The 22074-nt window shown below is 37.8% G+C and carries 21 protein-coding genes; 12 read left to right on the top strand and 9 right to left on the bottom strand.

Annotated elements, in window-relative coordinates; translation table 11 throughout:
* Positions 1-11: 11 nt before the first annotated feature.
* On the bottom strand, positions 12-2090 hold the full coding sequence (locus CBW18_RS11410) for a TonB-dependent siderophore receptor (RefSeq protein WP_088301462.1): 2079 nt from the start codon (positions 2088-2090) through the stop codon (positions 12-14).
* A 153-nt stretch (positions 2091-2243) separates the two neighbouring features.
* Here CBW18_RS11410 and CBW18_RS11405 point away from each other — a divergent pair, with 153 nt between their 5' ends.
* From CBW18_RS11405 to CBW18_RS11365, 9 genes are all read left to right on the top strand, one after another.
* The gene (locus tag CBW18_RS11405; protein ID WP_088301461.1) at positions 2244-3194 is read left to right on the top strand and encodes an AraC family transcriptional regulator; all 951 of its coding nucleotides are present in this window, start codon (positions 2244-2246) and stop codon (positions 3192-3194) included.
* A 99-nt stretch (positions 3195-3293) separates the two neighbouring features.
* Positions 3294-4388: an MBL fold metallo-hydrolase gene (locus tag CBW18_RS11400; RefSeq protein ID WP_088301460.1), complete on the top strand. Its 1095-nt coding sequence runs from the start codon at positions 3294-3296 to the stop codon at positions 4386-4388.
* A 49-nt stretch (positions 4389-4437) separates the two neighbouring features.
* Positions 4438-4800 (top strand): hypothetical protein, encoded by a 363-nt coding sequence (locus tag CBW18_RS11395; RefSeq protein ID WP_088301459.1) that lies wholly within the window; start codon positions 4438-4440, stop codon positions 4798-4800.
* A 53-nt stretch (positions 4801-4853) separates the two neighbouring features.
* A complete protein-coding gene (locus CBW18_RS11390) occupies positions 4854-5651 on the top strand; it encodes a hypothetical protein (RefSeq protein WP_088301458.1) in 798 nt (265 codons plus the stop codon).
* Between the two features lies 1 nt (position 5652).
* Positions 5653-6579, top strand: coding sequence for a tRNA (adenosine(37)-N6)-dimethylallyltransferase MiaA (gene miaA / locus CBW18_RS11385; protein ID WP_088301457.1), 927 nt, complete (start codon positions 5653-5655; stop codon positions 6577-6579).
* A gap of 116 nt (positions 6580-6695) precedes the next feature.
* Positions 6696-7217 carry an outer membrane beta-barrel protein gene (locus CBW18_RS11380; RefSeq protein ID WP_088301456.1) on the top strand — a complete coding sequence of 174 codons (522 nt, stop codon included), beginning with the start codon at positions 6696-6698 and terminating at the stop codon, positions 7215-7217.
* Positions 7218-7368: 151 nt separating this feature from the next.
* Complete coding sequence (locus CBW18_RS11375) at positions 7369-7917, top strand: hypothetical protein (RefSeq protein ID WP_088301455.1); 549 nt, start codon at positions 7369-7371, stop codon at positions 7915-7917.
* Positions 7918-8013: 96 nt separating this feature from the next.
* Entirely contained in the window at positions 8014-8544 is a 531-nt protein-coding gene (locus CBW18_RS11370) for a DUF3347 domain-containing protein (RefSeq protein ID WP_088301561.1), read from the top strand.
* Positions 8545-8678: 134 nt separating this feature from the next.
* A complete protein-coding gene (locus CBW18_RS11365) occupies positions 8679-9968 on the top strand; it encodes a citrate synthase (protein ID WP_088301454.1) in 1290 nt (429 codons plus the stop codon).
* Between the two features lie 156 nt (positions 9969-10124).
* On the opposite strand, the gene CBW18_RS11360 is transcribed toward CBW18_RS11365, so the two are convergent.
* The 5 genes from CBW18_RS11360 to CBW18_RS11340 all read right to left on the bottom strand — a co-directional run bounded on the left by CBW18_RS11360 (position 10125) and on the right by CBW18_RS11340 (position 15283).
* The gene (locus CBW18_RS11360) at positions 10125-11246 is read right to left on the bottom strand and encodes a DUF3667 domain-containing protein (RefSeq protein WP_088301453.1); all 1122 of its coding nucleotides are present in this window, start codon (positions 11244-11246) and stop codon (positions 10125-10127) included.
* Between the two features lie 19 nt (positions 11247-11265).
* A complete protein-coding gene (locus tag CBW18_RS11355; protein WP_088301452.1) occupies positions 11266-12651 on the bottom strand; it encodes a nucleoside permease in 1386 nt (461 codons plus the stop codon).
* Between the two features lie 156 nt (positions 12652-12807).
* Positions 12808-13422: a bifunctional nuclease family protein gene (locus CBW18_RS11350; protein WP_088301560.1), complete on the bottom strand. Its 615-nt coding sequence runs from the start codon at positions 13420-13422 to the stop codon at positions 12808-12810.
* 75 nt (positions 13423-13497) lie between these two features.
* Positions 13498-14466, bottom strand: coding sequence for an electron transfer flavoprotein subunit alpha/FixB family protein (locus CBW18_RS11345; RefSeq protein WP_088301451.1), 969 nt, complete (start codon positions 14464-14466; stop codon positions 13498-13500).
* 79 nt (positions 14467-14545) lie between these two features.
* Complete coding sequence (locus CBW18_RS11340; RefSeq protein WP_029284248.1) at positions 14546-15283, bottom strand: electron transfer flavoprotein subunit beta/FixA family protein; 738 nt, start codon at positions 15281-15283, stop codon at positions 14546-14548.
* Between the two features lie 62 nt (positions 15284-15345).
* Between CBW18_RS11340 and CBW18_RS11335 the strand changes: the two genes are divergently transcribed.
* Together CBW18_RS11335 and chrA are read left to right on the top strand one after the other, a co-directional pair.
* Complete coding sequence (locus CBW18_RS11335; RefSeq protein ID WP_088301450.1) at positions 15346-15681, top strand: lipopolysaccharide assembly protein LapB; 336 nt, start codon at positions 15346-15348, stop codon at positions 15679-15681.
* A 41-nt stretch (positions 15682-15722) separates the two neighbouring features.
* Positions 15723-16940, top strand: coding sequence for a chromate efflux transporter (gene chrA, locus CBW18_RS11330; protein ID WP_088301449.1), 1218 nt, complete (start codon positions 15723-15725; stop codon positions 16938-16940).
* Positions 16941-17134: 194 nt separating this feature from the next.
* Here chrA and dnaB read toward each other — a convergent pair whose 3' ends face one another.
* Positions 17135-18715 carry a replicative DNA helicase gene (gene dnaB, locus CBW18_RS11325; RefSeq protein ID WP_088301448.1) on the bottom strand — a complete coding sequence of 527 codons (1581 nt, stop codon included), beginning with the start codon at positions 18713-18715 and terminating at the stop codon, positions 17135-17137.
* 350 nt (positions 18716-19065) lie between these two features.
* Between dnaB and rlmB the strand changes: the two genes are divergently transcribed.
* Entirely contained in the window at positions 19066-19836 is a 771-nt protein-coding gene (rlmB, locus tag CBW18_RS11320; RefSeq protein WP_088301447.1) for a 23S rRNA (guanosine(2251)-2'-O)-methyltransferase RlmB, read from the top strand.
* Between the two features lie 103 nt (positions 19837-19939).
* Here the strand turns inward: rlmB and CBW18_RS11315 are convergent, their stop codons facing one another.
* Positions 19940-21031 carry a mannose-1-phosphate guanylyltransferase gene (locus CBW18_RS11315; RefSeq protein WP_088301446.1) on the bottom strand — a complete coding sequence of 364 codons (1092 nt, stop codon included), beginning with the start codon at positions 21029-21031 and terminating at the stop codon, positions 19940-19942.
* A gap of 14 nt (positions 21032-21045) precedes the next feature.
* A complete protein-coding gene (locus CBW18_RS11310) occupies positions 21046-22014 on the bottom strand; it encodes an SIS domain-containing protein (protein ID WP_088301445.1) in 969 nt (322 codons plus the stop codon).
* Positions 22015-22074: the final 60 nt, after the last annotated feature.

The following is a 22074-nucleotide window of genomic DNA, read 5'->3' as shown; positions in this document are numbered from 1 at the left end:
TTTTTGTTTTATTATTTGTTCCAATTAAAAGTTATTCCGAGTACATAAGAGCGACCATAGCTGTAGGGCACCGCACCACCGCCTGTGCTATGGGCACCGCCTGATGCCGTAGAAGAATTGGTGAGTTGAGTAACATCAAACATATTTTTTACCCCTGCATTAATCGTGAAGTATTTATAAAGACTTTTGTTAAACATTAAATCGGCTAAACTAAAATCACCGATTTCAACCAGCTTATAATCTGCTGCATTGGCACCATTGTTTTGATAGCTGGGTAACTTGCCGGTGTATTTGTAAAATAAGCTGATGTTTCCTTTAAGCTGAGGCAGGTTATACATTATTGTTGCCGTAATTTCAGGAGACCATGAGAATGCTGGAATAGTCAGGCTTGGGTTTTCCACCAATTGTTCGTTATATCGGCCAATGTAAGAAGCACCAATAGTGGCATTGATATTTTTATAAATGACTGTATTATCTACGGTAAAGCCTGTAGTTTTAAATTTTGATAAATTGAATAATGTCGTGATTGTTGCATTTTGCACTGATTGTGCAAATGTGATGCGGTTTTTGAACAGGTTATAAAAGGCAGCTAAAGTTGTACGAAGTTTAAATTCGGAGGTATTATGGGCTTCCCATGTTAATGAACCGTTAAAACTGTTTGATTCTTCTGCCTTTAAATCCGGATTGCCGAGAATATTATGACTGGCATCTACAAAATCATAATACAATTCGCGCAAAGCTGGAGCCCTGAAGCCTCGTGCATATGCCAATCTTAAATCTAATTTTCTACCTAATGCAAACTTGGTATTGATTGATGGAATGACTGGTGGCGCAGTGTAAACAGAATTTTTAATGATCCTTAATCCTGGTCTGATATTAATGCCAGCTATTGGTTTGATTTCTGATGATATAAAGAAAGCATAATCATTGATTACAGGTGTACCATTAATTCTTTGTCCGCCGGCTGCATCCCTATTGTATTCTATCCCGGGCTGAAAGGACACTTTATCGTTCAGGATATACTGGGCAGTAGCCCTGAAAATTGCCGAATTGAATTTAGCAGTATCCTGTTTACCCTGATCTGTACCTAAAATATCTGTTCCGGTGCTAAAATTATGGTTGACTGTTTTGGTTAATCTTTTTAAGTCAGAATAGCCTGCAATTGCAGTAATTTGAAGAGAAGGACTTAATTTCCATTCCGATTGTAACTGGTTAGTATAACGGGTAGTTTTATAGGTTTGCCATTCTGCAATATAATTTAAAGGATTCATCCCTCCGCGACTGATAATTTCTTCCTTTAAACCATCCAGCCTGTACCAGATATTAAAATTTTCATTGCGATAGCCGAATTTAGTATTGGCCAGCCATTGTTCTTTTGGCTTCCAGCGGTTTCCACTGGCCAGATCCTGATCTACGATATCTCTTGGCGTGGTACTGGGTTTGATATTCCAGCCGCCAAAATCATTATGCGTAACCCCAGCCAAAGCACTCCATCCCTTATTTTGCCAGCTCAAACCAATGTTTTGAACATGATTGCCTTTACCAGAAAATGGACTATATTCTTTCCCTACTGTTTCTTCCTGTACTCTTGCTGTAACATTTAAGTTCGATTTTCCGGCTCCCTTCGTGATGATATTGATCACTCCGGCCAAAGCGTCTGATCCATACACGACTGACATCGGGCCTTCTACTATTTCTATTCGCTCAATGGTATTGATATCAATTTGATTCAAGCTTTCTCTGGTATCCGACCGGTCAATCATTGGAACACCATCCAGCAATACTTTTACGTTCCGGCCACTCATGCCCATTACAGTAACATCAGCGGTGCCTAAAGTCAGGTCATTGCTGAACCTGAAGCCTAGTTCTGTATTTAAAACCTGTTGAATATTCAGCGCACCCCGCAGTCTGATTTTTTCTGCACTTATCGTTCTTACCTGGTAAACTGAATTTTTTGTCGATTGTGGGCCATACTGACCGGTTACCACAACTTCCTTTAAATCATTTACCCCCAACGTATCAACTTTAGCATGCTGAGCTACAGCTGATAATCCACATAAAACGAAGGCAAACGACAGATATATTTTCATTTATTTAGACTAATTATAAATAATTATGCAAATTTGTACATAATCACAAAATGGAGATAACGCCAGGCGGATAATTAATGCCGTTATACGGATTAAAAACAGCATATGATAAAGACACTAATGCCTGTGATAACCTTTATAAAATTTAACTAAATGAAAATTAAACTCTCAGCGTATGCATCACAACATACCATCCATGAACAGGTTTACAAGGATAACTTCCAGATCAAGGAGGATATAGAAGAAATGGAGAAGCAAATTCAAACCCATAATTATAAGATTAAATTAAAGGAAAAATGGTTTGACGGAGTTCACATCAGCAGGGTTGAAATAGCCAATCAGGGCGTTGAAGATTTTTTATATGAATCTTCAGCTCATCATATCGGCTTCCTTTTTTGTATAGATGGCAAGATAAGTTTTAACAAGTCCACCAATACCGGTTATTTACTCAACATAGCTAAAAACCAGTATTATGTTTTATCAGGCCGGCTTGAACCCCTGGTAATTCGTGCTGTCAAAAAGGCTTGTTACGTATATGTTCAGCTAACAACATCTTATTTTCAAAATCTTACCAATCAGGAGTTAAAAGATCATCAAACGATTCAACAACATCTATTAACCCCAGAAGTAGGCTTGTGGCTTAATCGTTTAGAAAGTTATTCATACCAGGGACGGGTGGAGCGGATTTTTCTGGAATCCAGAATGTTCGAATTGATTATTTTTTACCTGCAGAAAAAAGAGCCTGCAGCTGTACCAATTAAGGAAGATGATCTGATGAAAATTATGTTTGCCAAACAGCTGGTTGAAAATAATTTGCAGCGTCCGGGTTCATTGATTGAGCTATCCCGTCGGGCCGGGATTAATGATTTTAAACTCAAGAAAGGTTTTAAAATACTGACCGGCTATACTGTTTTTGGTTATCTCTATAAATTAAGGATGGAAAAAGCACAGCACCTGCTCCTGCAGGAGAAGAAAACAGTAAACGAGGTTGCTTTTCTGGTAGGATATAAAAATGCACAACATTTTATTACGGCTTTTAAAAGACAGTATGGAATTTCGCCGGGAAGCCTGAATAAAAATAATCTGATCCAAATAGATGAATAACTAGTTTTTTGTAAGAATAAAGTGAAAAAGCACTGAACGATCAGCTTGTTGTACATAATACTTTCTGCAATAACTACATTTACGGATTAATTATAGAACATGATCATCCTTTATATTATTGTAGCCATTGCCATATTGGTTTTAATTGTTATCAATCTACCTGTTTTCGGAAGTTTACCCAGTGGTTTAAGGCTAGATAAAATTCGTCATTTACCGAATTACCGCAATGGTGCCTTACAAAACTTATCTGTTACCCCCATGCAGCCGGAAGGGATTAGTTTCTTTACCATAATGAAAGCATTTTTCTTTGAAAATCATCCCAATAAGATTCCAGTTAAAGCATTAAAATCTGTTAAGCCTGATATAGATGCTGTACCGGATCAACATTTGCCGGAAGTGATCTGGTTTGGACATTCATCTTACCTGATTAAAATAAATGATCTCCGCATTTTGGTCGATCCTGTATTTAGTAAAGTACCCTCACCTTTTTCATTTATAGGAAGTAAGGCTTTCCCGGGAACAGATTTTGTGGAGGCCGCGCAATTTAAAAATATTGATGTCCTGCTCATCACGCATGATCATTATGATCATATGGATTTTCAAACAATCTCAACCCTTATACCCCATGTTAAAAAAATCGTCACTTCCATTGGTGTGGGTTCGCATTTACAAAGATGGGGGGTATCTGCTGATCAAATCCATGAACTTTGCTGGCATGAAATGGTTTCATTAGCTGAAGACCTAAAGTTTACAGCAGTGCCTGCCAGGCATTTTACAGGAAGGAAGTTTAAACGAAATCAAACCCTGTGGTCTGCATTTGTATTGGAAACCTCCCAATCAAAACTGTTCCTTGGTGGAGATTCCGGATACGATACCCATTTTACTGAAATAGGTAAAGCGCATGGTCCGTTTGACCTGGCGATTTTAGAATGCGGGCAATATGACGCCTATTGGCCATATATTCATATGTTTCCGGAAGAAACGGTGAAAGCTGCAATTGATCTTCAGGCTAAAGTTTTATTACCGGTGCATTGGGGCAAATTTAGTTTGTCCATGCATCCCTGGAACGATCCGATAAATAGGGTGGTAAAGGCCGCAAAGGAAAATGGATTGCGTTTGGTGACACCGAGGCTGGGTGAAACCATCCGGTTAAATAGCTATCTGCCTGATACAAATTGGTGGCAGGAAGAATAAATTAAACAATAATGCTCACACTGTGTTTAATTTTAAACGCAGCTAAATTATGAAAACAGACCTTATAGAAATTTTTCAAACCATTAGGGCCGGAGTACAACCTTATGCCACACGCGGTTATACCGTTCATGAAAATTCTGAAACCGGATATGACCTCTACAGCGAAAAAAATATCGAAACTTCTGAAGGAAAAATTACAGAACGTTTCTTTATAGGCATTTATATTAATGGAGATCAAGTTGAAGTGAAGCTGAATACAGCAGAATTTACGGCTGATATATCTGGCTTGCACCAGTTCGATGATCATAAAACGGGATTTCAAATTACTGCTTTAGACGATCATAAATTAAGTGAGGTACAAAACTTTATTGAAATTATTCATACGAACTTTAAAGAAAAAGAGTGGATTTAATGATTTGATAGCTAAATTTGCTGACAGCATTATTGTTGCATAAAATAGCATCTTTGAATCACCTTTCATCTAAAAATAACATCGAATGGCATGATCAACTGAAATCCAGATTAGAGGATTCGGGATTGAAATGCCATTTTTTTGTTGAAGATAATTTCAGCTTAATTTTATTCAGCGAAAATCACATTGCCATTCATCTAATCAATCTTAAGAATCATTTTCGGCCTGCTGACCTTATTCAATTGCAGGAAAAATACAATAATTCCGGAATGAAACTCATCCACCTTTGGGAAGATATCTGGGTAAGCCGGCCAGCACAGGTATTGGCCAGAATAAAATCATTGCTTGGGCTAAATGAACGGATTCATGGCAGAAAAACAAAGGTGAATAAAATTGCAAAGCCAATTGCTGATCATTTTATCAATGAAAATCATTTGCAGGGCGCAGTGAGCAGCCGGTATAAGCTGGGCTTATTTGAAGGGGAACACCTGGTTGCAGTAGCTACTTTTTCGGCACTGCGGAGAATGAACCACACCGAAAATTATCAGTCAGCGGAGTTAATCAGGTTTGCCGTAAAAGCGGGTTATACAGTTACAGGTGGCTTAAGTAAGCTGATCTCGCATTTTCATGCTATTCAAAAGCCCAATGATTTAATGACGTATGCCGACAGAGACTGGTCAGCGGGTGAGGCTTATGCAACACTTGGTTTTAAACCAACTGGTTTACTTGAACCTCAGGAATTTCTATTGGATGAACACCTGAACCGGAAACTCAGGAAGGACCAGGTGTCTGTTTCATTTCATCCTTTGGTTTTTAATACGGGTAGTTATAAATTTATCCTGGAGTTTTAAAATGGCAGATTATAATTTAATCATTATTCTGGGTGCAACGGCATCAGGAAAAACCAGGCTCGCCGTACAGGTAGCCGGTCAGTTAAACGGCGAGGTGATCAGTGCAGATAGTCGCCAGGTTTTCAGAAAAATGAATATTGGAACCGGAAAGGATCTCCATGAATATAAAATTAACAATAAAATTATTCCGCATCACTTGATTGATATCCTGGATCCTGGCGAACGTTATCATGTAGATGCATTCAAAAATGATTTTTATCATGCATTTGAAACGATCAAATCAAAAAACAAATGGCCAATTCTATGTGGTGGAACCGGAATGTATATCCATAGCTTGCTGCAAAATCAGCCATATACTGCTATCCCCATAAATGATGCCTTAAGAAGTGAATTGTTATCTTTTGAAAAGGATCAACTGGTGGAGCTGTTAAGCAATTATCCGGAAGCACATACCGCTCATGCAGACCGATCCTCCAGAAAGAGATTGATCAGGGCAATAGAAATTGCAGCTTACTTAAAAAACCATGATATTAAAGAGAAGATAACACCTGAAATTAGGCCCGTTATTTTTGGTTTAAAGAATCAAATCGAAATTACCAGGGCAAAGATTTTATCGCGTCTGGATCAACGGCTTGAAAATGGGATGATAGAAGAAGTGGAGTCGTTAATAGCCGGTGGTGTTCCGAAAGATATTTTAGTCTTTTACGGTTTAGAATATAAATTTATAACCAATTATCTGGATGGACTGCTCAACTATCAGGAATTAAAGTCTGCACTTGGCATAGCCATTTGCCAATATGCCAAGAGGCAAAATACTTTTTTCAGAAAGATGGAGAAGGATCAGGTGAACATTCACTGGCTTGATGCATCTTTTCCTGCCCAGGCGCTCACACAGCAAATTACGGATAAAATCTACTCAAAAGTATAAATATCTTAAAATAAGGATGTTTGGTCTTTAAATTCCTAAAAGTTGTTTTGACATTGCTTTTGGCATAGGTTTTGTAACTATGATGATATATTTATTTAACTTAAAAATAATATTTCATGAAAACATTTACTAAAATTATTGCTACTTCAGCAGCTGTAGTGGCATTATTTTTCTCGACTAATGCAAATGCACAATCACAAAAATTAGGAATAGGACTAACTGCAGGTATCCCAACAAATGATGCTTATAATTTTGTTGGTGGGGTGGATGTTCGTTATCAGTTCGATGTTGATAAGCAATTATCAATTCCTGTTACTGCTGGTTATACTCGCATGTTTGCTAAAGACTTCAAAGTAGGTAATGCAACTGTTGATGGTCCGGATTTTGGTTATATCCCTGTAAAAGTTGGTGCAAAGTACTTTTTTAATGATTCTGGGGCAGGTGTTTACGGTTTAGCAGAACTGGGTGCTGGTTTTGGTACTAATTCTGGAAGCAAGACCTCATTCGTATATTCTCCAGCTGTAGGTTATGCTTGGAGTAATGGTTTAGATTTAGGCGTTAAATATGAAGGTTTATCAAGAGACGGTGGTAGCATTGGTTTCTTTGGCTTACGTTTAGCTTATGGATTTAATTTGTAAGATCATATAATTCATTACAGAAAGCCCCGGCAACAGCCAGGGCTTTTTTTATTTATCATCATTTCTGAAAAAAATGAAAATAAATAAATCTGGATGAAATTATTTTACGTATATCTATCAAAACCTTATTAATAACTTAAATTTATCTGATATGAAAACGATTACTAAAATCTTCGCAACAGCAGCAACAGCTGTTGCAATTTTTGCTTCAACAAGCTTAAGTGCCCAAACAATGACAGAACCTGATCCAAATCCGGCTCCGAAGGGTATGGCCTTCAAAGTGGGTGTAGGTGTTAATGGCGGTGTTTTTCGCGATAAATCGCCAATGGATTATGCATATGGAGCAGATCTGAAATTACAATGGGACTTATCTCCTTACGTGGCAGTTACTGCATCAGGTGGTTACACCAAATTGGTTGCAAAAGACAATGCGGTAGATGCTGATTTCATTCCGGCAAAAGGCGGTGTAAAAGTATTTCCTATTAAAAGAATGTATCTGGCTACTGAAGCTGGTGCAGGTTTCGCTATCCAGGATGGTGCTAAAACAAACTTTATCTACTCTGGTGGTTTAGGCTATGAATTTGGCGGTTTTGATGCCGGCATCAGGTATGAAGGTTATGTGAATGACAGCGCTTCAACAACCTATTTCAGAAAAACAGGTCAGTATGCTTTAAGACTGGCTTATAATTTCAAATTATAATTAAAACATCATATAATTTGAAAGCCTCGCAATTTGCGGGGCTTTTTTCGTTTATTTAATATTAAATTACCTATTTTGAACCCAAAACCAAATACCATGAAACAAATATTCGGACTTGCCATACTCTTCACTTTTATTGCTTGCAACCAATCAGAAAAAAAGTCGGCAGGTAGAACTGATTCTATACAATCAGATACATTGAGTAAAAATAACCAGGTTTCTATTAAAGATAAAAAGAAAGAAGATATCCTGATCAAGTATGTGAATCTAAAAAATGCCCTGGTTAAATCAGATGAGAAGCTTACTCAAAAAAATGCCGCAGATTTACAGAAGAGCCTGGCTGATTTTGAAGGATGTGAACCTACAGCTGAGGTTGCCGGTAAAATAGCAGGCAGTGGAAATCTTATTGATCAGCGGAAAGGTTTTACCATTTTAAGTTCTGACCTGATTGCATTGATGAAAAGTGCAGAAATAGAAAAAGGAACAATTTTTGTTCAACACTGCCCTATGGCTAATAAAGGAGATGGCGGCGATTGGCTATCTACGGAAAAGGAAATCAGAAACCCATATTATGGAAATGAAATGCTGGAATGTGGTAGGGTTACAGAAGAATTAAAAGCAAATTAGAAAATCGGTTTTATATTAAATTAAGCATGATTGTTACGTCTTTCTGACTAATTGTTCATATTAATTTAACAGATTTGTTATGCACGTATATTAATTTTATATAATTTAGAAAGCTATAAACACAATACAATAATATGTCAGATATTGCAGAGATTAAAGTTGATGGTAAGACGTTAGAATTGCCAGTAATTACAGGAACTGAAGATGAAAAAGCCATAGATATTTCAAAATTAAGGGATCTTTCTGGTTTTGTAACCTTAGATACTGGTTTTAAAAATACAGGTTCAACTAAAAGTAAAATCACATTTTTAGACGGTGAAAAAGGTATTCTTAAATACAGGGGCTATTCAATTGAAGAGCTTGCCGCAAAATCCAGTTTCTTAGAAGTAATTTATTTGATCATATACGGAGATCTTCCAACACAAACACAGGTAGAAGATTTTCAGGCTGAAATTAACAGGCATACCCTCATCCATGAGGATATGAAGAAATTTTTTGACGGATATCCATCACGATCTCATCCGATGGGGCAGCTGGGCTCATTAATATTCTCGTTATCAACTTTTTATCCGGAATGTTTAAAGCCAAATCAGACTGCAGAAGAGCAAAACCTGACCATCATTAAGCTTTTAGCTAAATTTCCGACGATAGTTTCGTTTGTTTATAAAAAATCGTTGGGTCACCCGCTGATTTATCCGAAAAATAAATATGATTATGTAACCAATTTTCTTTGGATGACTTTCGGACAACGTACAGAAGATTATGATGTAAATCCGATTGTGGTAAATGCCATGAATAAATTGCTGATTTTACATGCTGATCATGAGCAGAATTGTTCTGCATCAACTGTTCGGATTGTAGGTTCTTCTGATTGTAATTTATATGCATCTATTGCTGCAGGTATTGCTGCACTTTGGGGTCCGCTTCACGGTGGCGCAAACCAAGCTGTTATTGACATGTTGGAGTTAATTAAAGCTGACGGTGGAGATACAGAAAAATGGATTAACAAAGCAAAAGATAAAAACGATCCTTTCCGCATGATGGGATTCGGACACCGGGTTTATAAGAACTTTGACCCGCGTGCTAAAATTATTAAAAAAGCCTGTGATGATATTCTAGAAAACCTGGGGATTGATGATCCAATTTTAGAGATTGCGAAGAAGCTGGAAGAAGCTGCTTTAACTGATCAATACTTTATTGATAGAAAACTTTATCCGAATGTAGATTTCTATTCAGGTATTATTTACCGTGCGTTAGGTTTCCCTTCTGAAATGTTTACGGTATTATTTGCCTTAGGCCGTTTACCTGGATGGATTGCACAATGGAAAGAAATGCATGAAAACAAAGAGCCAATTGGTCGTCCACGTCAGATTTACGTTGGTGAAACCGATAGAGAATTTGTTGAATTGAAAGACAGAAAATAATTATGATAAATCATAAAAAACCCACTTGATAATGTCGAGTGGGTTTTTTATGGCGTTAAATCTTGAACAGTCGTCTCTCTGAATTTATTACAGGGTCTTATTATATATGTTGTACAGCATAAAAGATGCTGAAACAGTTCAGCACGAATATTAAGTCTAAGTAGCTACATAATAAATTAAATTAATCATCGCCATTTCTGATAGCTTAAAGGCAACTGCATAAAGAATTAAAATCCAAAAGATTTTAAAGACTGTGCTCCACGTTTTACGCTGATAAAAAACGGTGAGTGCCTTAAACATATACCAAAATAAATAAATGGTCACGCCGATCTCTATAATTTTAGTTAAAAAAGAATCCTCTCCAAATACATGTATCATGATTGGCTTGGTTATAATGGAGACGATAAAATAAACCATCATTCCGTGGATGGTAAAAATCAGGTGATCTAAATAGTAAATATGATTTTTTCTAAAATTGAGCATAATGAACCCTGCCAGCAAAGGCATCAATAAAAAATATTGTTTTGGCCTGTTATGTTCTAAAGTCTCCTGGATAACTTCAGATTTCTCCCCAATAGTAATTGCCCTTTTTTTAATCAATTTTTCATACCAACTGTCTTGCTCGGCTAAAGACATTTTTTTCTGGCGTAGAAGATAGGCAGCATAGGTACTGTCGTTCCTTTCAATGTGGATCTCATTAAAATCTTCAATCCTATTTGCTATAGAATCAGATTTTAACCTGGTATTTTCTGCTTTTAGTCTGTTTAATTCTTTTTCCTGATCGGCAAAGCCCAATGCAATAAATTCTTCTTTCTTGATTGCCTCATCAATCGATTTAGTGGCTTTATTAGCAATTTTTTTAGGTATTCCAGTAAGTTTTAATGCTTTGTTTACACTGTCTGTTACATTTTGATTTTTTTTCTTTTCAATATTAACATGAACATTGTCCGTATCTTTTTCGCCATGTTTTGGAGAATATACCACCAAAAAATATACAATCGATACGAAAATATACATACTTACCGGATTGATGTACCGGGCTCTTTTCCCAGCTAAATAATCAAGTGTAACCTGACCTGGCTTTGTTAAGAGAGGGGAGAGTGTTTGGAAAAACTTATTATCAAAATGGAAATAGTGTGCAATACTGTGGCTAATGAAGCCCCAGAAACTTTCTTTAAGTTCTAAATTGGGTTGGCCACATTGGCTACAATAGTGTTTCTCTACATGTGCGCCACAATTGAGGCAATCATGTTCTTTTCTATACTTACCAGATGACATATGTAATTTTGAGCGTTAATTAATGACTAATGGCCTCAATAGCTTTCTCTTCAGCTTTGGTGTGTTTGTGTTTAAAAATAAGTACAAAAACAATGGCAATGACCAGTACATAAATAGTGAAAGCAAGCCAGATATTATGCCAGTCTTTAACATCTAATGACCTGCTTAAATCGCCATTTTTTAAAACACTGATCCCTTTGTCTTTTAAAAATTTAAGCAAGTGAATGTTGTCTTCATTACTTTTTACATACCTGGAAAGTGAACCAATATTGCTGTAATAAGTTGTAAAATATTTATTAATCATCCAGCCGGAAACCAGGCTTCCGAATACAGCTCCAAAACCATTGGTCATCATCATAAATAAACCTTGCGCAGATGAACGGTTTTTAGGCGTGGTAGAAGTTTCTACGAATAATGATCCTGAGATATTAAAGAAGTCGAAGGCCATGCCATAGACCACGCAAGAGGTAATGATCATCCATAAGTTGGCCGACGGATCACCAAATGCAAACAAACCAAAGCGTAACACCCAGGCAAACATCGCAATTGCAATTACCCATTTAATTCCGAATCTTTTCAAAAAGAATGGAATAGCCAGAATGAAGAGTGTTTCTGATATTTGTGAAATGGATAAAATAATGGTGGAATAACGGATGACAAAAGATTCTGCAAAAACAGGAAATAATTTAAATTCATCCAAAAAAACATCGCCATAGGCATTGGTTAATTGTAAAGCGGCACCCAAAAACATGGAAAAGATAAAAAACAAAGCCATTTTATAATCTGCAAAAAGCCTGAATGATTCCAGTCCTAATTTTTGGGCGAATGTTTTTTTCTCACTAATCAGATTCAATGGTTTACAAGCCGGAAGTGTGAATGAATAAATACCCAGAAACAAAGCACTTATGCCTGCAATGTAGAATTGATTTGCGCTGGCTTTATTGCCTGTTAAGTTCGTAATCCACATGGCTACGATAAAACCCACTGTTCCCCATACACGAATGGGCGGAAAGTGCTTTACCACATCGAAATTTCCATTTTTTAGGGTAGTATAACTGATGGAATTACTTAATGCAATGGTTGGCATATAAAAACACATGGCCACCAATATCACCCAAAAAAATGTATGGGGATCATTTACCTGTGGAAGGTAAAACATGGTAGCAGCGTAGAGAAGATGTAAAATGGCATACAGTTTTTCTGCGTTGATCCATTTATCGGCCAGGATGCCTGTGATGGTTGGCATAAACAGCGATGCAATACCCATTGTAGAAAAAATAATTCCAAAATTAGCACCATCCCATTGTTTGGTACCAAACCAGTAATTTGCAATGGTAATTAACCAGGCAGCCCACACAAAAAATTGCATGAAACTCATTATAGTTAAGCGAAACTTAACGTTCATAATAATAGTTTAGTTTGATTTTTTAAAGTAAAGGCTGAATATAGAACTAATTTGAAACATTATTCAAAAATAAACCCAAATTATTTAAAATAATCTGGGCAATTTTAACTTTTGGTTATTTTATGAAAAATACCGGATTTAATGTCATCATGCGAGTTATGATGTACCTCTTTTATTCAGTTCGTCTCTTAACCTTGCCGCTTTTTCATAAGCTTCATCAGCTATGGCTTCCTGTAATTTTTGCTGCAGTTCTTCCACTGATAAGTCATTAAAGCCCTGTTGTTTGTTTATGGTTGGTGTACTATCTGCTTCAGGTTCTTTGGCGATGGAATCCATATTCTCCAGAAACAAAAAGTCATTGCCTTCAATAACAATCCCTGCAGAAGAAAGGATAAACTCATAGGTGTAAATCATGGCATCAAAACGAACAGCCAAAGCAATGGCATCTGATGTTCTCGCATCTATCTCATGCTTGTTTTTACCGTCATTGCAGATCAACTTGGCATAAAAAACACCATCAACCAGGTTATAAATGATAATTTCCTCGATGTTGATATGAAAAGTATCGGCCATTGACTTAAATAAATCATGTGTTAAGGGCCTGCTGGGTGTCATCTTCTCAATCTCTATCGCAATGGCTTGCGCTTCAAATGCACCAATAATGATGGGCAAACGTCTCCGTCCATTTACTTCTCCTAAAACAAGGGCATAGGCACCAGATTGGGTCTGGCTGTAAGATAAACCTACGATATCTAACTTAACTTTTTTCATATTTGCTGATGTCATGTTGAGCTTGTCGAAATATTTTGGATAATCCTTCGACAGGCTCAGGATGACATGATTGAATTATCCCTTATGGGCTTTTAAAGCTTCAATTAATTTAGGTACTACTTCAAAAGCATCACCAACAATTCCATAATCCGCTACTTTAAAGAAAGGTGCCTCCGGATCTTTGTTGATCACTACAATCACTTTAGATGAACTTACACCTGCAAGGTGCTGAATCGCACCGGAAATCCCGATAGCAATGTACAAATTCGGACTAATAGAAATTCCGGTCTGACCAACGTGCTCAGAGTGAGGTCTCCAGTCTGCATCAGATACTGGTTTTGAACAAGCTGTTGCTGCCCCCAGTAAGCCTGCTAATTCTTCAATCATTCCCCAGTTTTCAGGTGCTTTTAAGCCTCTTCCTGCAGAAACCACTAATTCTGCATCCGGCAATGAAACTTTATCAGTAGCCCTAACAATCTCCTTGATAACAGTTCCGAGGTCTGATTGTTTAATTTCTGTAGCAAAGTTTTCAACTGTCACTTCTGTTGGATTTTCTTTTACTCCAAATGCATTCGGGTTCAGTGCAATCACTTTATTGGCAGAAGTCAGTTCTGTAACGGCGAAAGCTTTTCCGGAAAAGGCTGTTTTCTTAACCGAAAATTTACCATCATTACTAGGTAGTTCAACGGCACCATCAGCCAATCCAGCTTTAAGTTTTACTGCAATCCTGGGAGCCAACCCTTTTCCAGAGAATGAGTTGGATAACACAATAATATCAGCACTTTCTTTTTCAGCCGCGGCAGCGATTACACTGGCATAAGCCTGATTAACAAAAGTTTTTAACTGGTCTGCACTTACATTTAATACCTTAGCAGCACCGTACTTTCCCAATTCTTTTAATTCACTTTCAGCAACATCACCAATGGAAATAGCGGTTAAATTTGTTGACTGTTGATCGGCAATGGCTTTGGCATAAGAAACTGCTTCAAAAACAGATTTTTTAAATTTACCTTCAGCCTGTTCTACATATACTAATACTGACATATATTTATTTCTTGATCCTTATTCGGATGTGTGTAAACGATTTGATTATTTAACTAAGTTCCTTTTCGGGCTTTAGGCATTAAATGACTTTAGCTTCGCTGTGCAATAAGCCAATCAGCGATTCTACCTGATCTGCAGGAACTAATTTAACAGAGCCGCGTGGGGCAGGGGTTTCATATTTGGCAACTTTAGTTACCTCTTCAATCGCTACGGCTTCTACTACATTTAAGGGTTTGGTTCTGGCGCTCATGATTCCACGCATGGTTGGGATTTTTGGCTCGGCAACACCCTCGGCACAGCTTGCCACAAATTTGCCTGAAACGGTCACGACTTCTTTACCACCTTCAATTTCTCTTTCAATGGTAGCCGAGCTTCCATCATAATCCAGTTTCTTGATGATGGAAACAGAAGGGATATCTAAAAACTCACCCACCATTGCTGCAACCTGGTTCCCGTTGTAGTCAATAGATTCACGACCAGTTAAGATCATGTCGAAATCTTTATCTTTGGCATATTCTGCAATTTGTTTTGCAACAAAGTAAGCATCACGCGGCGCGGCATTTACACGAACAGCATCATCAGCACCAATGGCAAGTGCTTTTCTAACCGTTGGATCATTAGCCGCTTCACCAACATTGATCACGGTTACTGTACCTTTGCCACCTTCAGTTAATTCAATTGCTCTTGATAAAGCGATTTCATCGTAAGGATTAACAATATATTGCACTCCTGCCGTATTGAATTCGGTATTATCGTTGGTAAAAGTTATTTTTGTCGTCGTGTCGGGCACGTTACTGATACAAACTAATATTTTCATATTTATTGAGATTTATATATAAGGTCTTTCTGCAAATTTAATTAAAAAAGCAAGGAAATAAAATGTCATCAACCCGTTTAGTCAAGTTATTGGAGTTTTTAGAAAGTGAACCTAATGATCCATTTATCCTATATGCCTTAGCCACAGAGTATAACAATCAGAATGATAAGGAAAAGGCCTATTCTTTTTACCTTCAGTTAACGGATAAACATCCTGATTATGTGGGGACTTATTACCATTTAGGGAAACTATATGAAAAAGACGGGCAAAAAGAGAAAGCAATCGAAGTGTATCAGAAAGGAATGGTAACTGCCAGAAATAAACGTGATATGCATGCTTTTTCGGAACTTCAGGGTGCTTATAATTCTGCTGCAGGCCTGGATTATGAGGATGATTAGTTTTTGCAATAAACCATCTTCACATTTATTAATCTCTTCAAATGCAACTTAAACCCATCTCAGCTAAGAAGCAATGGTTATTTATCCGTAATGTATTGTTTTTTACTTTTACTTCCTTTGGTGGCGCACAGGCACACCTGGCGCTTTTGTTAAAATATTTTGTGCACAGCACCAGGTTTATTTCAGAGGAGGAATTATTAGAATTAAATGCACTCGCGCAGGTTTTACCAGGCCCGGCATCTACGCAGACTTTGGTTGGTATTGCCTGGAAAGTAGGTAAACTGAAACTGGCTATTATTACCTTCCTTATCTGGATTTTACCCACTGCTGCAATCATGACCTTTGCAGCGATAAGCTATGCCTTGCTTGATCAGAAGCAAAAGTTTAATGACGTACTGGAATATATCCAACCTATTGCTTTAGGTATTGTAGCCTATGGTGCCTGGAAACTAGGTAGAAAAGTATTAACCTCACAAGTGTCACTGTTTTTAGCTGTCGGATCGGTAGTGGCTACATTTGTATTAAGAAATGCTTATGTATTTCCTTTAGCCATTTTGGTAGGCGGAATCATTTCATCTGCCGTAGAAACGCCAAAAGAAGAAGCAGAATTGAGGGTGAAGCTATTTGCTAACTTAAATCCTAAAAAGATGATTTATTTTTTAGGTGCATTGCTATTGTTTGCTTTGGTGGGCGCAATCATCAACCGGACGTCTCCCTTCAGTTTGCCTATTCGTTTACTGGAGAATTTTTACCGTAACGGTATCCTGGTTTTTGGCGGTGGGCAGGTGCTTGTTCCATTGATGTTTACTGAGTTTGTTGATATGAAGCATTATTTGGCTGCACCTGGTTTTTTATCAGGTTTTGCATTACAGCAAGCACTCCCGGGACCAACATTTTCATTTACCAGTTATTTGGGGGCATTAAGCATGAAAAATTTTGGTTATGGCTTGTCAGGACAAATTTTGGGTGGTTTGATCGGTGTGGTGGGAATTAACCTGCCGGGATTAATTCTGGTTTTGTTTATAGTTCCATTCTGGGATGACCTGAAGAAAATTTCCAGGATACGGCATAGTCTTAGTGGAATTAATGCGGTTAGTGTAGGTTTTATCATCGCCGCATTTATTTTATTGCTGGTTCCTATGGCAACAAACTGGCTCTTTTTAATAATTATGTTAATTACATTTTGCCTGCTGAATTTCACGAAAATTAGTCCGCCGGTAATTGTTTTGGCTGGAATTTTAATCGGGTATATTTTTTGAGAAGTAATTTTTCAAAAAAAATGATACTGAATATGAACGGGTGATTCTGTTCTGCAGATCAATATAAACAGCGTAGATTATGACATTTGCTTCTACAGATATCAGCTAAATCTGCGCGGGATAATGTTTGACTCAAGGTTATTCCGCTATGCAGGATTTGCAGTAGCTAAGTACAACAGGCTAAGTTCTTAAATTTAAAACGGTGGATCATCATCATCATGCATATCATTACCTCTTGAAGGCATAATGATGGTATTTCCCTGTGGTCTGGGATTGTTGAAGTTATCGAACGATTGTGATGGCATCATCCCGGCACTAGAATCTCCTGACCCTAACATTGGAGAATTGAAGTCTTCTTCCAGATCGGTGAACTTTACAAATTTACCCACGAAACGAAGCGGAACAATTCCTGTTTCACCATTCCGGTGTTTGGCGATAATTACCTCTCCTATACCAGCCTGCGAACGTCCTTGCTCATCTTCGGTAATTCCATAATATTCAGGACGGTATAAAAACAGTACCATATCCGCATCCTGTTCTATAGATCCCGATTCCCTCAAATCGGACAGCATTGGGCGTTTACCCTGTAAACCCGGCCTGCTTTCCACTGCACGACTCAACTGTGATAGTGCCAGTACCGGTACATCCAATTCTTTTGCCACTGATTTTAAAGCCCTTGAAATACTACCAATTTCCTGTTCACGGTTACCACCACCTTTTCCTTCGCCTTTGCCGTGCATCAGCTGCAGGTAATCCACAATAACCAGCTGGATATCGTATTGTGATTTAAGTCTGCGGCATTTTGCCCTGAATTCAAAAATATTTAGCGCAGGCGTATCATCAATTAATAAAGGTGCTTCTGTTAAACGGCCGATTTTACTGTGCAGCTGCTGCCATTCCCATTCCTGTAAATTTCCTTTTCTGATTTTTTCCTGCTCAATTTCTGCTTCTCCTGAAATTAGACGATTTACGAGCTGAACCGATGACATCTCTAGAGAGAAAACCACTGTTGGCTTTGCAAAATCTACAGTCGCATTTCTGGCACAGGTTAAAACGAATGCGGTTTTTCCCATCGCCGGACGGGCAGCAATAATCACTAAATCCTGTTTCTGCCAACCACCGGTGATCCGGTCAAGGCCCGTAAAACCAGTTGGGACCCCCGTTAAACCATCTGTTTTGGTCCGGAGTTCTTCCAGTGTGGCCAAAGACTGCTTAATGATATCGTCCATTTTCTGCGTATCTCTACGCAAGTTATTTTGGGCAATATCAAATAAACCTTTCTCTGCATGATCCAGTAAATCAAAGATATCTGCAGTATCCTCGTAAGCTGTAGTGATGATATCCGTAGAAATACGGATCAATTCCCTTTGAATATATTTCTGGGAGATGATCCGCGCATGAAACTCAATGTTGGCTGCTGATGCAACACGATTGGTAAGGTTGGTAATATAATAGGCACCTCCAACCATTTCAAGCGAACCCATCTGGCGAAGCTCTGCAGTAACCGTTAGAATATCAACAGGTTTAGATTTTTCAAAAAGCATGTGAATGGCTTCAAAAATCTTCTGGTGCGCTTCCTGGTAAAAAACTTCTGGCTTTAAAATATCAATTACAGCAGATAAGGCATCTTTTTCAAGCATTAGTGCACCTAAAACCGCTTCTTCTAAATCCAAAGCCTGTGGGGGTAATTTCCCCATGGTACTTACTGTGCTGGTTAGCCGGGCCTTCCTCGCTGTTAAATTGTTTTTTCCACCTTGTCCGTTATCGATACTCATTTTACAAAAGTAGTTAAAAGTTTATCGGAATGTTTTAACAAGTTACTAGCACTTTGTTAACAAATTGGGTCTTAATAAATTTATTTTTTAAAATTTTTAATGTTTGAAGCAGACAGTGAAGAGAGAGATGGAAATGGAAAATTTTAAATAGAGGAGAAGAAAGAATTGTAAAAGTAATAGAAAATAGGGAATGGATAATAGGAAGATGCCATACCAGTCAATTCCTAATTATCAATTTCCAGTTACCATGCTTAGGTTGTAGGTGGTATCGGACTGATCTATTATTCAATTAAAAATATATTTCCTCTCCTTTGCCTTAAAACAATTACTTTTGCAAACAATTTCGAAACATGGATAATTTTAGAAGGCCACAGCGCGTAAAAGAAAATAATGAGTTTGTATTCGGCATCAGGGCCGTTATAGAAGCGGTGAAAGCAGGAAGGGATATTGAAACGATTTATCAGCAACGTAGCTTAGGTGGAGAACTTTTTCTTGAACTGAAAGCACTTCTAAAAGATACCTTAATTCCCTTAAACTCGGTTCCTGTTGAGAAATTGAACCGCATGTCGCAGAAAAACCACCAGGGCGTAATTGCAGTGATTTCACCAATTACTTACCAAAATATTGAAGATATTGTTCCAGCGATATTTGAAAAAGGAGAGGTGCCATTAATTTTGGTGTTGGATAGTGTAACTGATGTGCGTAATATGGGTGCTATTGCCCGTACAGCTGCCTGCGTTGGTGTACATGCCATTGTTGTCCCCTTAAAAAATGCGGCTCAAATCAATGCCGACGCTATTAAAACATCAGCTGGGGCTTTATTTAGTATTCCCATATGCCGGCATGCCAATCTTCATAAAACCTGTTTGTATTTACAAGACAGTGGCTTACAGATTGTAGCTTGTACTGAAAAAACGAGTGATTTGATTTATGCACCAGACTATACCATGCCAACCGCAATTGTAATGGGATCAGAAGATGAAGGTATTTCCAACGATCTTTTGCGTGTAGCTGATCATTTGGCCAAGATTCCAATGTCGGGGAAAATAGAATCACTTAACGTTTCAGTTTCTGCCGGTGTGATTTTGTATGAGGCAGTAAGGCAAAGAACCATTTCCTAGAACCTTCAATTAGGCATCTGCCAGATAAAGAATTGTTAAACAAAAAAATCCTAACGGCTATATAGCCGTTAGGATTTTTTTGTTTATTCATTTACTTTTTAGCTTAAATGAATTTGTTACCGAATCTTGATTTCACCTCGGCTACAAATTCTTTCACCTTTTGCTCTTCATTTCTTGGACAGATCATCAACATATTGTTGTTTTCTACCACAATGTAATCATGTAATCCGTTTAAAATAACCAGCTTTTCTTTCGGCACGTTCACCATACAATTAGAAGAGTCAAACATAATTACCTGCTCAGAAGGGATCACGGCATTGCCAACATAATCCTTATCGGCCATTTCATAGATGGAAGCCCAGGTGCCTAAATCAGACCAGCCAAAATCGGATGGCAATACATAAACGTTATCTGCCTTTTCCATAATCCCAAAATCAATAGAAATATTGGTGCATTGGAAATAGGCATTATTGATAAATTCCTTTTCACCACCTTTATTTAACTCGGATCTGCCAACGTTGAAAATTTCATACATATCGGGCAGGTGCCTTTCAAAAGCACTTAATATGGCACGTGCCGACCAGATGAAAATGCCCGCATTCCATAAAAAATCTCCGCTTTGTATAAAGGATTTTGCAAGCTCCAGGTTTGGTTTTTCAGTAAAAGTTTTCACCTTGTGTAAATCAGTATCTGTATTCAGTACGTGATCGGTATGCTGAATATAACCATAACCAGTATCCGGGCGGTTAGGTTTAATGCCTAAAGTAATCAGGCAATCATTTTTTGATGCCGCTTCCAGTGATTGTTCAATAGATGCAATAAACCCATCCATATCTGCAATGGTATGATCAGATGGTGCCACCACGATGGTTGCATTTGGATTCAATTGGGCAATTTTAAAACTTCCATAAGCAATACAAGGTCCTGTATTTCTCATTAAAGGCTCAGCAAGAATCTGATTATCGCTTAATTGCGGAAGTTGTTCCTTGATCAGATCTGAATAGATATCGTTGGTAACAATAAAAATATTTTCCGGTGGGCAGATCTTTAAGAATCTTTCATATGTACTTTGAATCAGCGTTTTGCCAACGCCGAAGAAATCTATAAACTGTTTAGGGTATTCTGTTCTACTTACCGGCCAAAAGCGACTTCCAACACCGCCTGCCATAATTAATGCATAGTAATCTTTATTCATTATATATTTAAATGTTACACAATACCTTCGTTCAGGAGATCGTGCATGTGGATTATTCCAAAGTAAGTATTTTGTTCTAACACTAACAACTGTGTAATGTTATTTTCCTTAATTATGTATAGCGCATCAACTGCAAGTGAGTCATACTGTATACTTTTGGGCTGCCTGCCCATAATATCTTCTGCTTTTAATCCTGCTATTGAATTATTGTTCTCAAGCATTCTCCTGATGTCGCCATCTGTAATTACACCAAGCACATGATGCTCGGTATCTACAACAGCCACAGCACCCAAACGGTTTTTACTAATTTCGATTAAAACATCTTTTACCGGAGCATCCGGATGGATAGCAGGTTTTTCATTGGTTAAAGCTAAATCACCTGCTTTCAGGTACAATTTTTTACCAAGTGAGCCGCCAGGATGATACCTGGCAAAATCAGCAGCATTAAATTCCCTGCATTCTAAAAGACAAATGGCCAGGGCATCGCCTAAGGCCAATTGGGCTGTTGTACTGGTGGTAGGTGCCAGGTTATGCGGACAGGCCTCTTTTTCAAACACGGTATTTAGAATCAGGTGTGCCTGTTCGGCTAAAAAAGAGCCCAGTTCTCCAACCATACCAATTAAAATATTTCCTGCAGCTTTAAGCAGCGGAACCAATACTTTTATTTCAGGAGTGTTACCACTTTTGGATAAACAAATAATGACATCATGTTGCTGGATCATGCCCAGATCTCCATGGATGGCATCAGCAGCATGCATAAATATAGCCGGCGTACCGGTAGAATTTAAAGTGGCCACAATTTTTTGCGCAATGATGGCACTTTTGCCTATTCCGGTAACAATTACACGGCCATTGCAATTTAAAATAGTGGATACTACCTTCTCAAAATCATCGTTTAGATTTTTAGCAACATTTAATATTGCCGCCGCTTCGAGTGCTAATGTGTTTAAAGCTGACTGGAGAATATATTTTTTACTTTTCAAAGAGAAAAAAATTGTTTGTGGATACTTGAATTTCTTGTAAAATTATGTTATTTTGGATAG

The organism is Pedobacter sp. AJM, from assembly GCF_002197755.1.
GTDB lineage: Bacteria > Bacteroidota > Bacteroidia > Sphingobacteriales > Sphingobacteriaceae > Pedobacter.
Note: the sequence above shows the minus strand (reverse complement) of the source record. Positions and strands in the feature narration are given on the sequence as shown.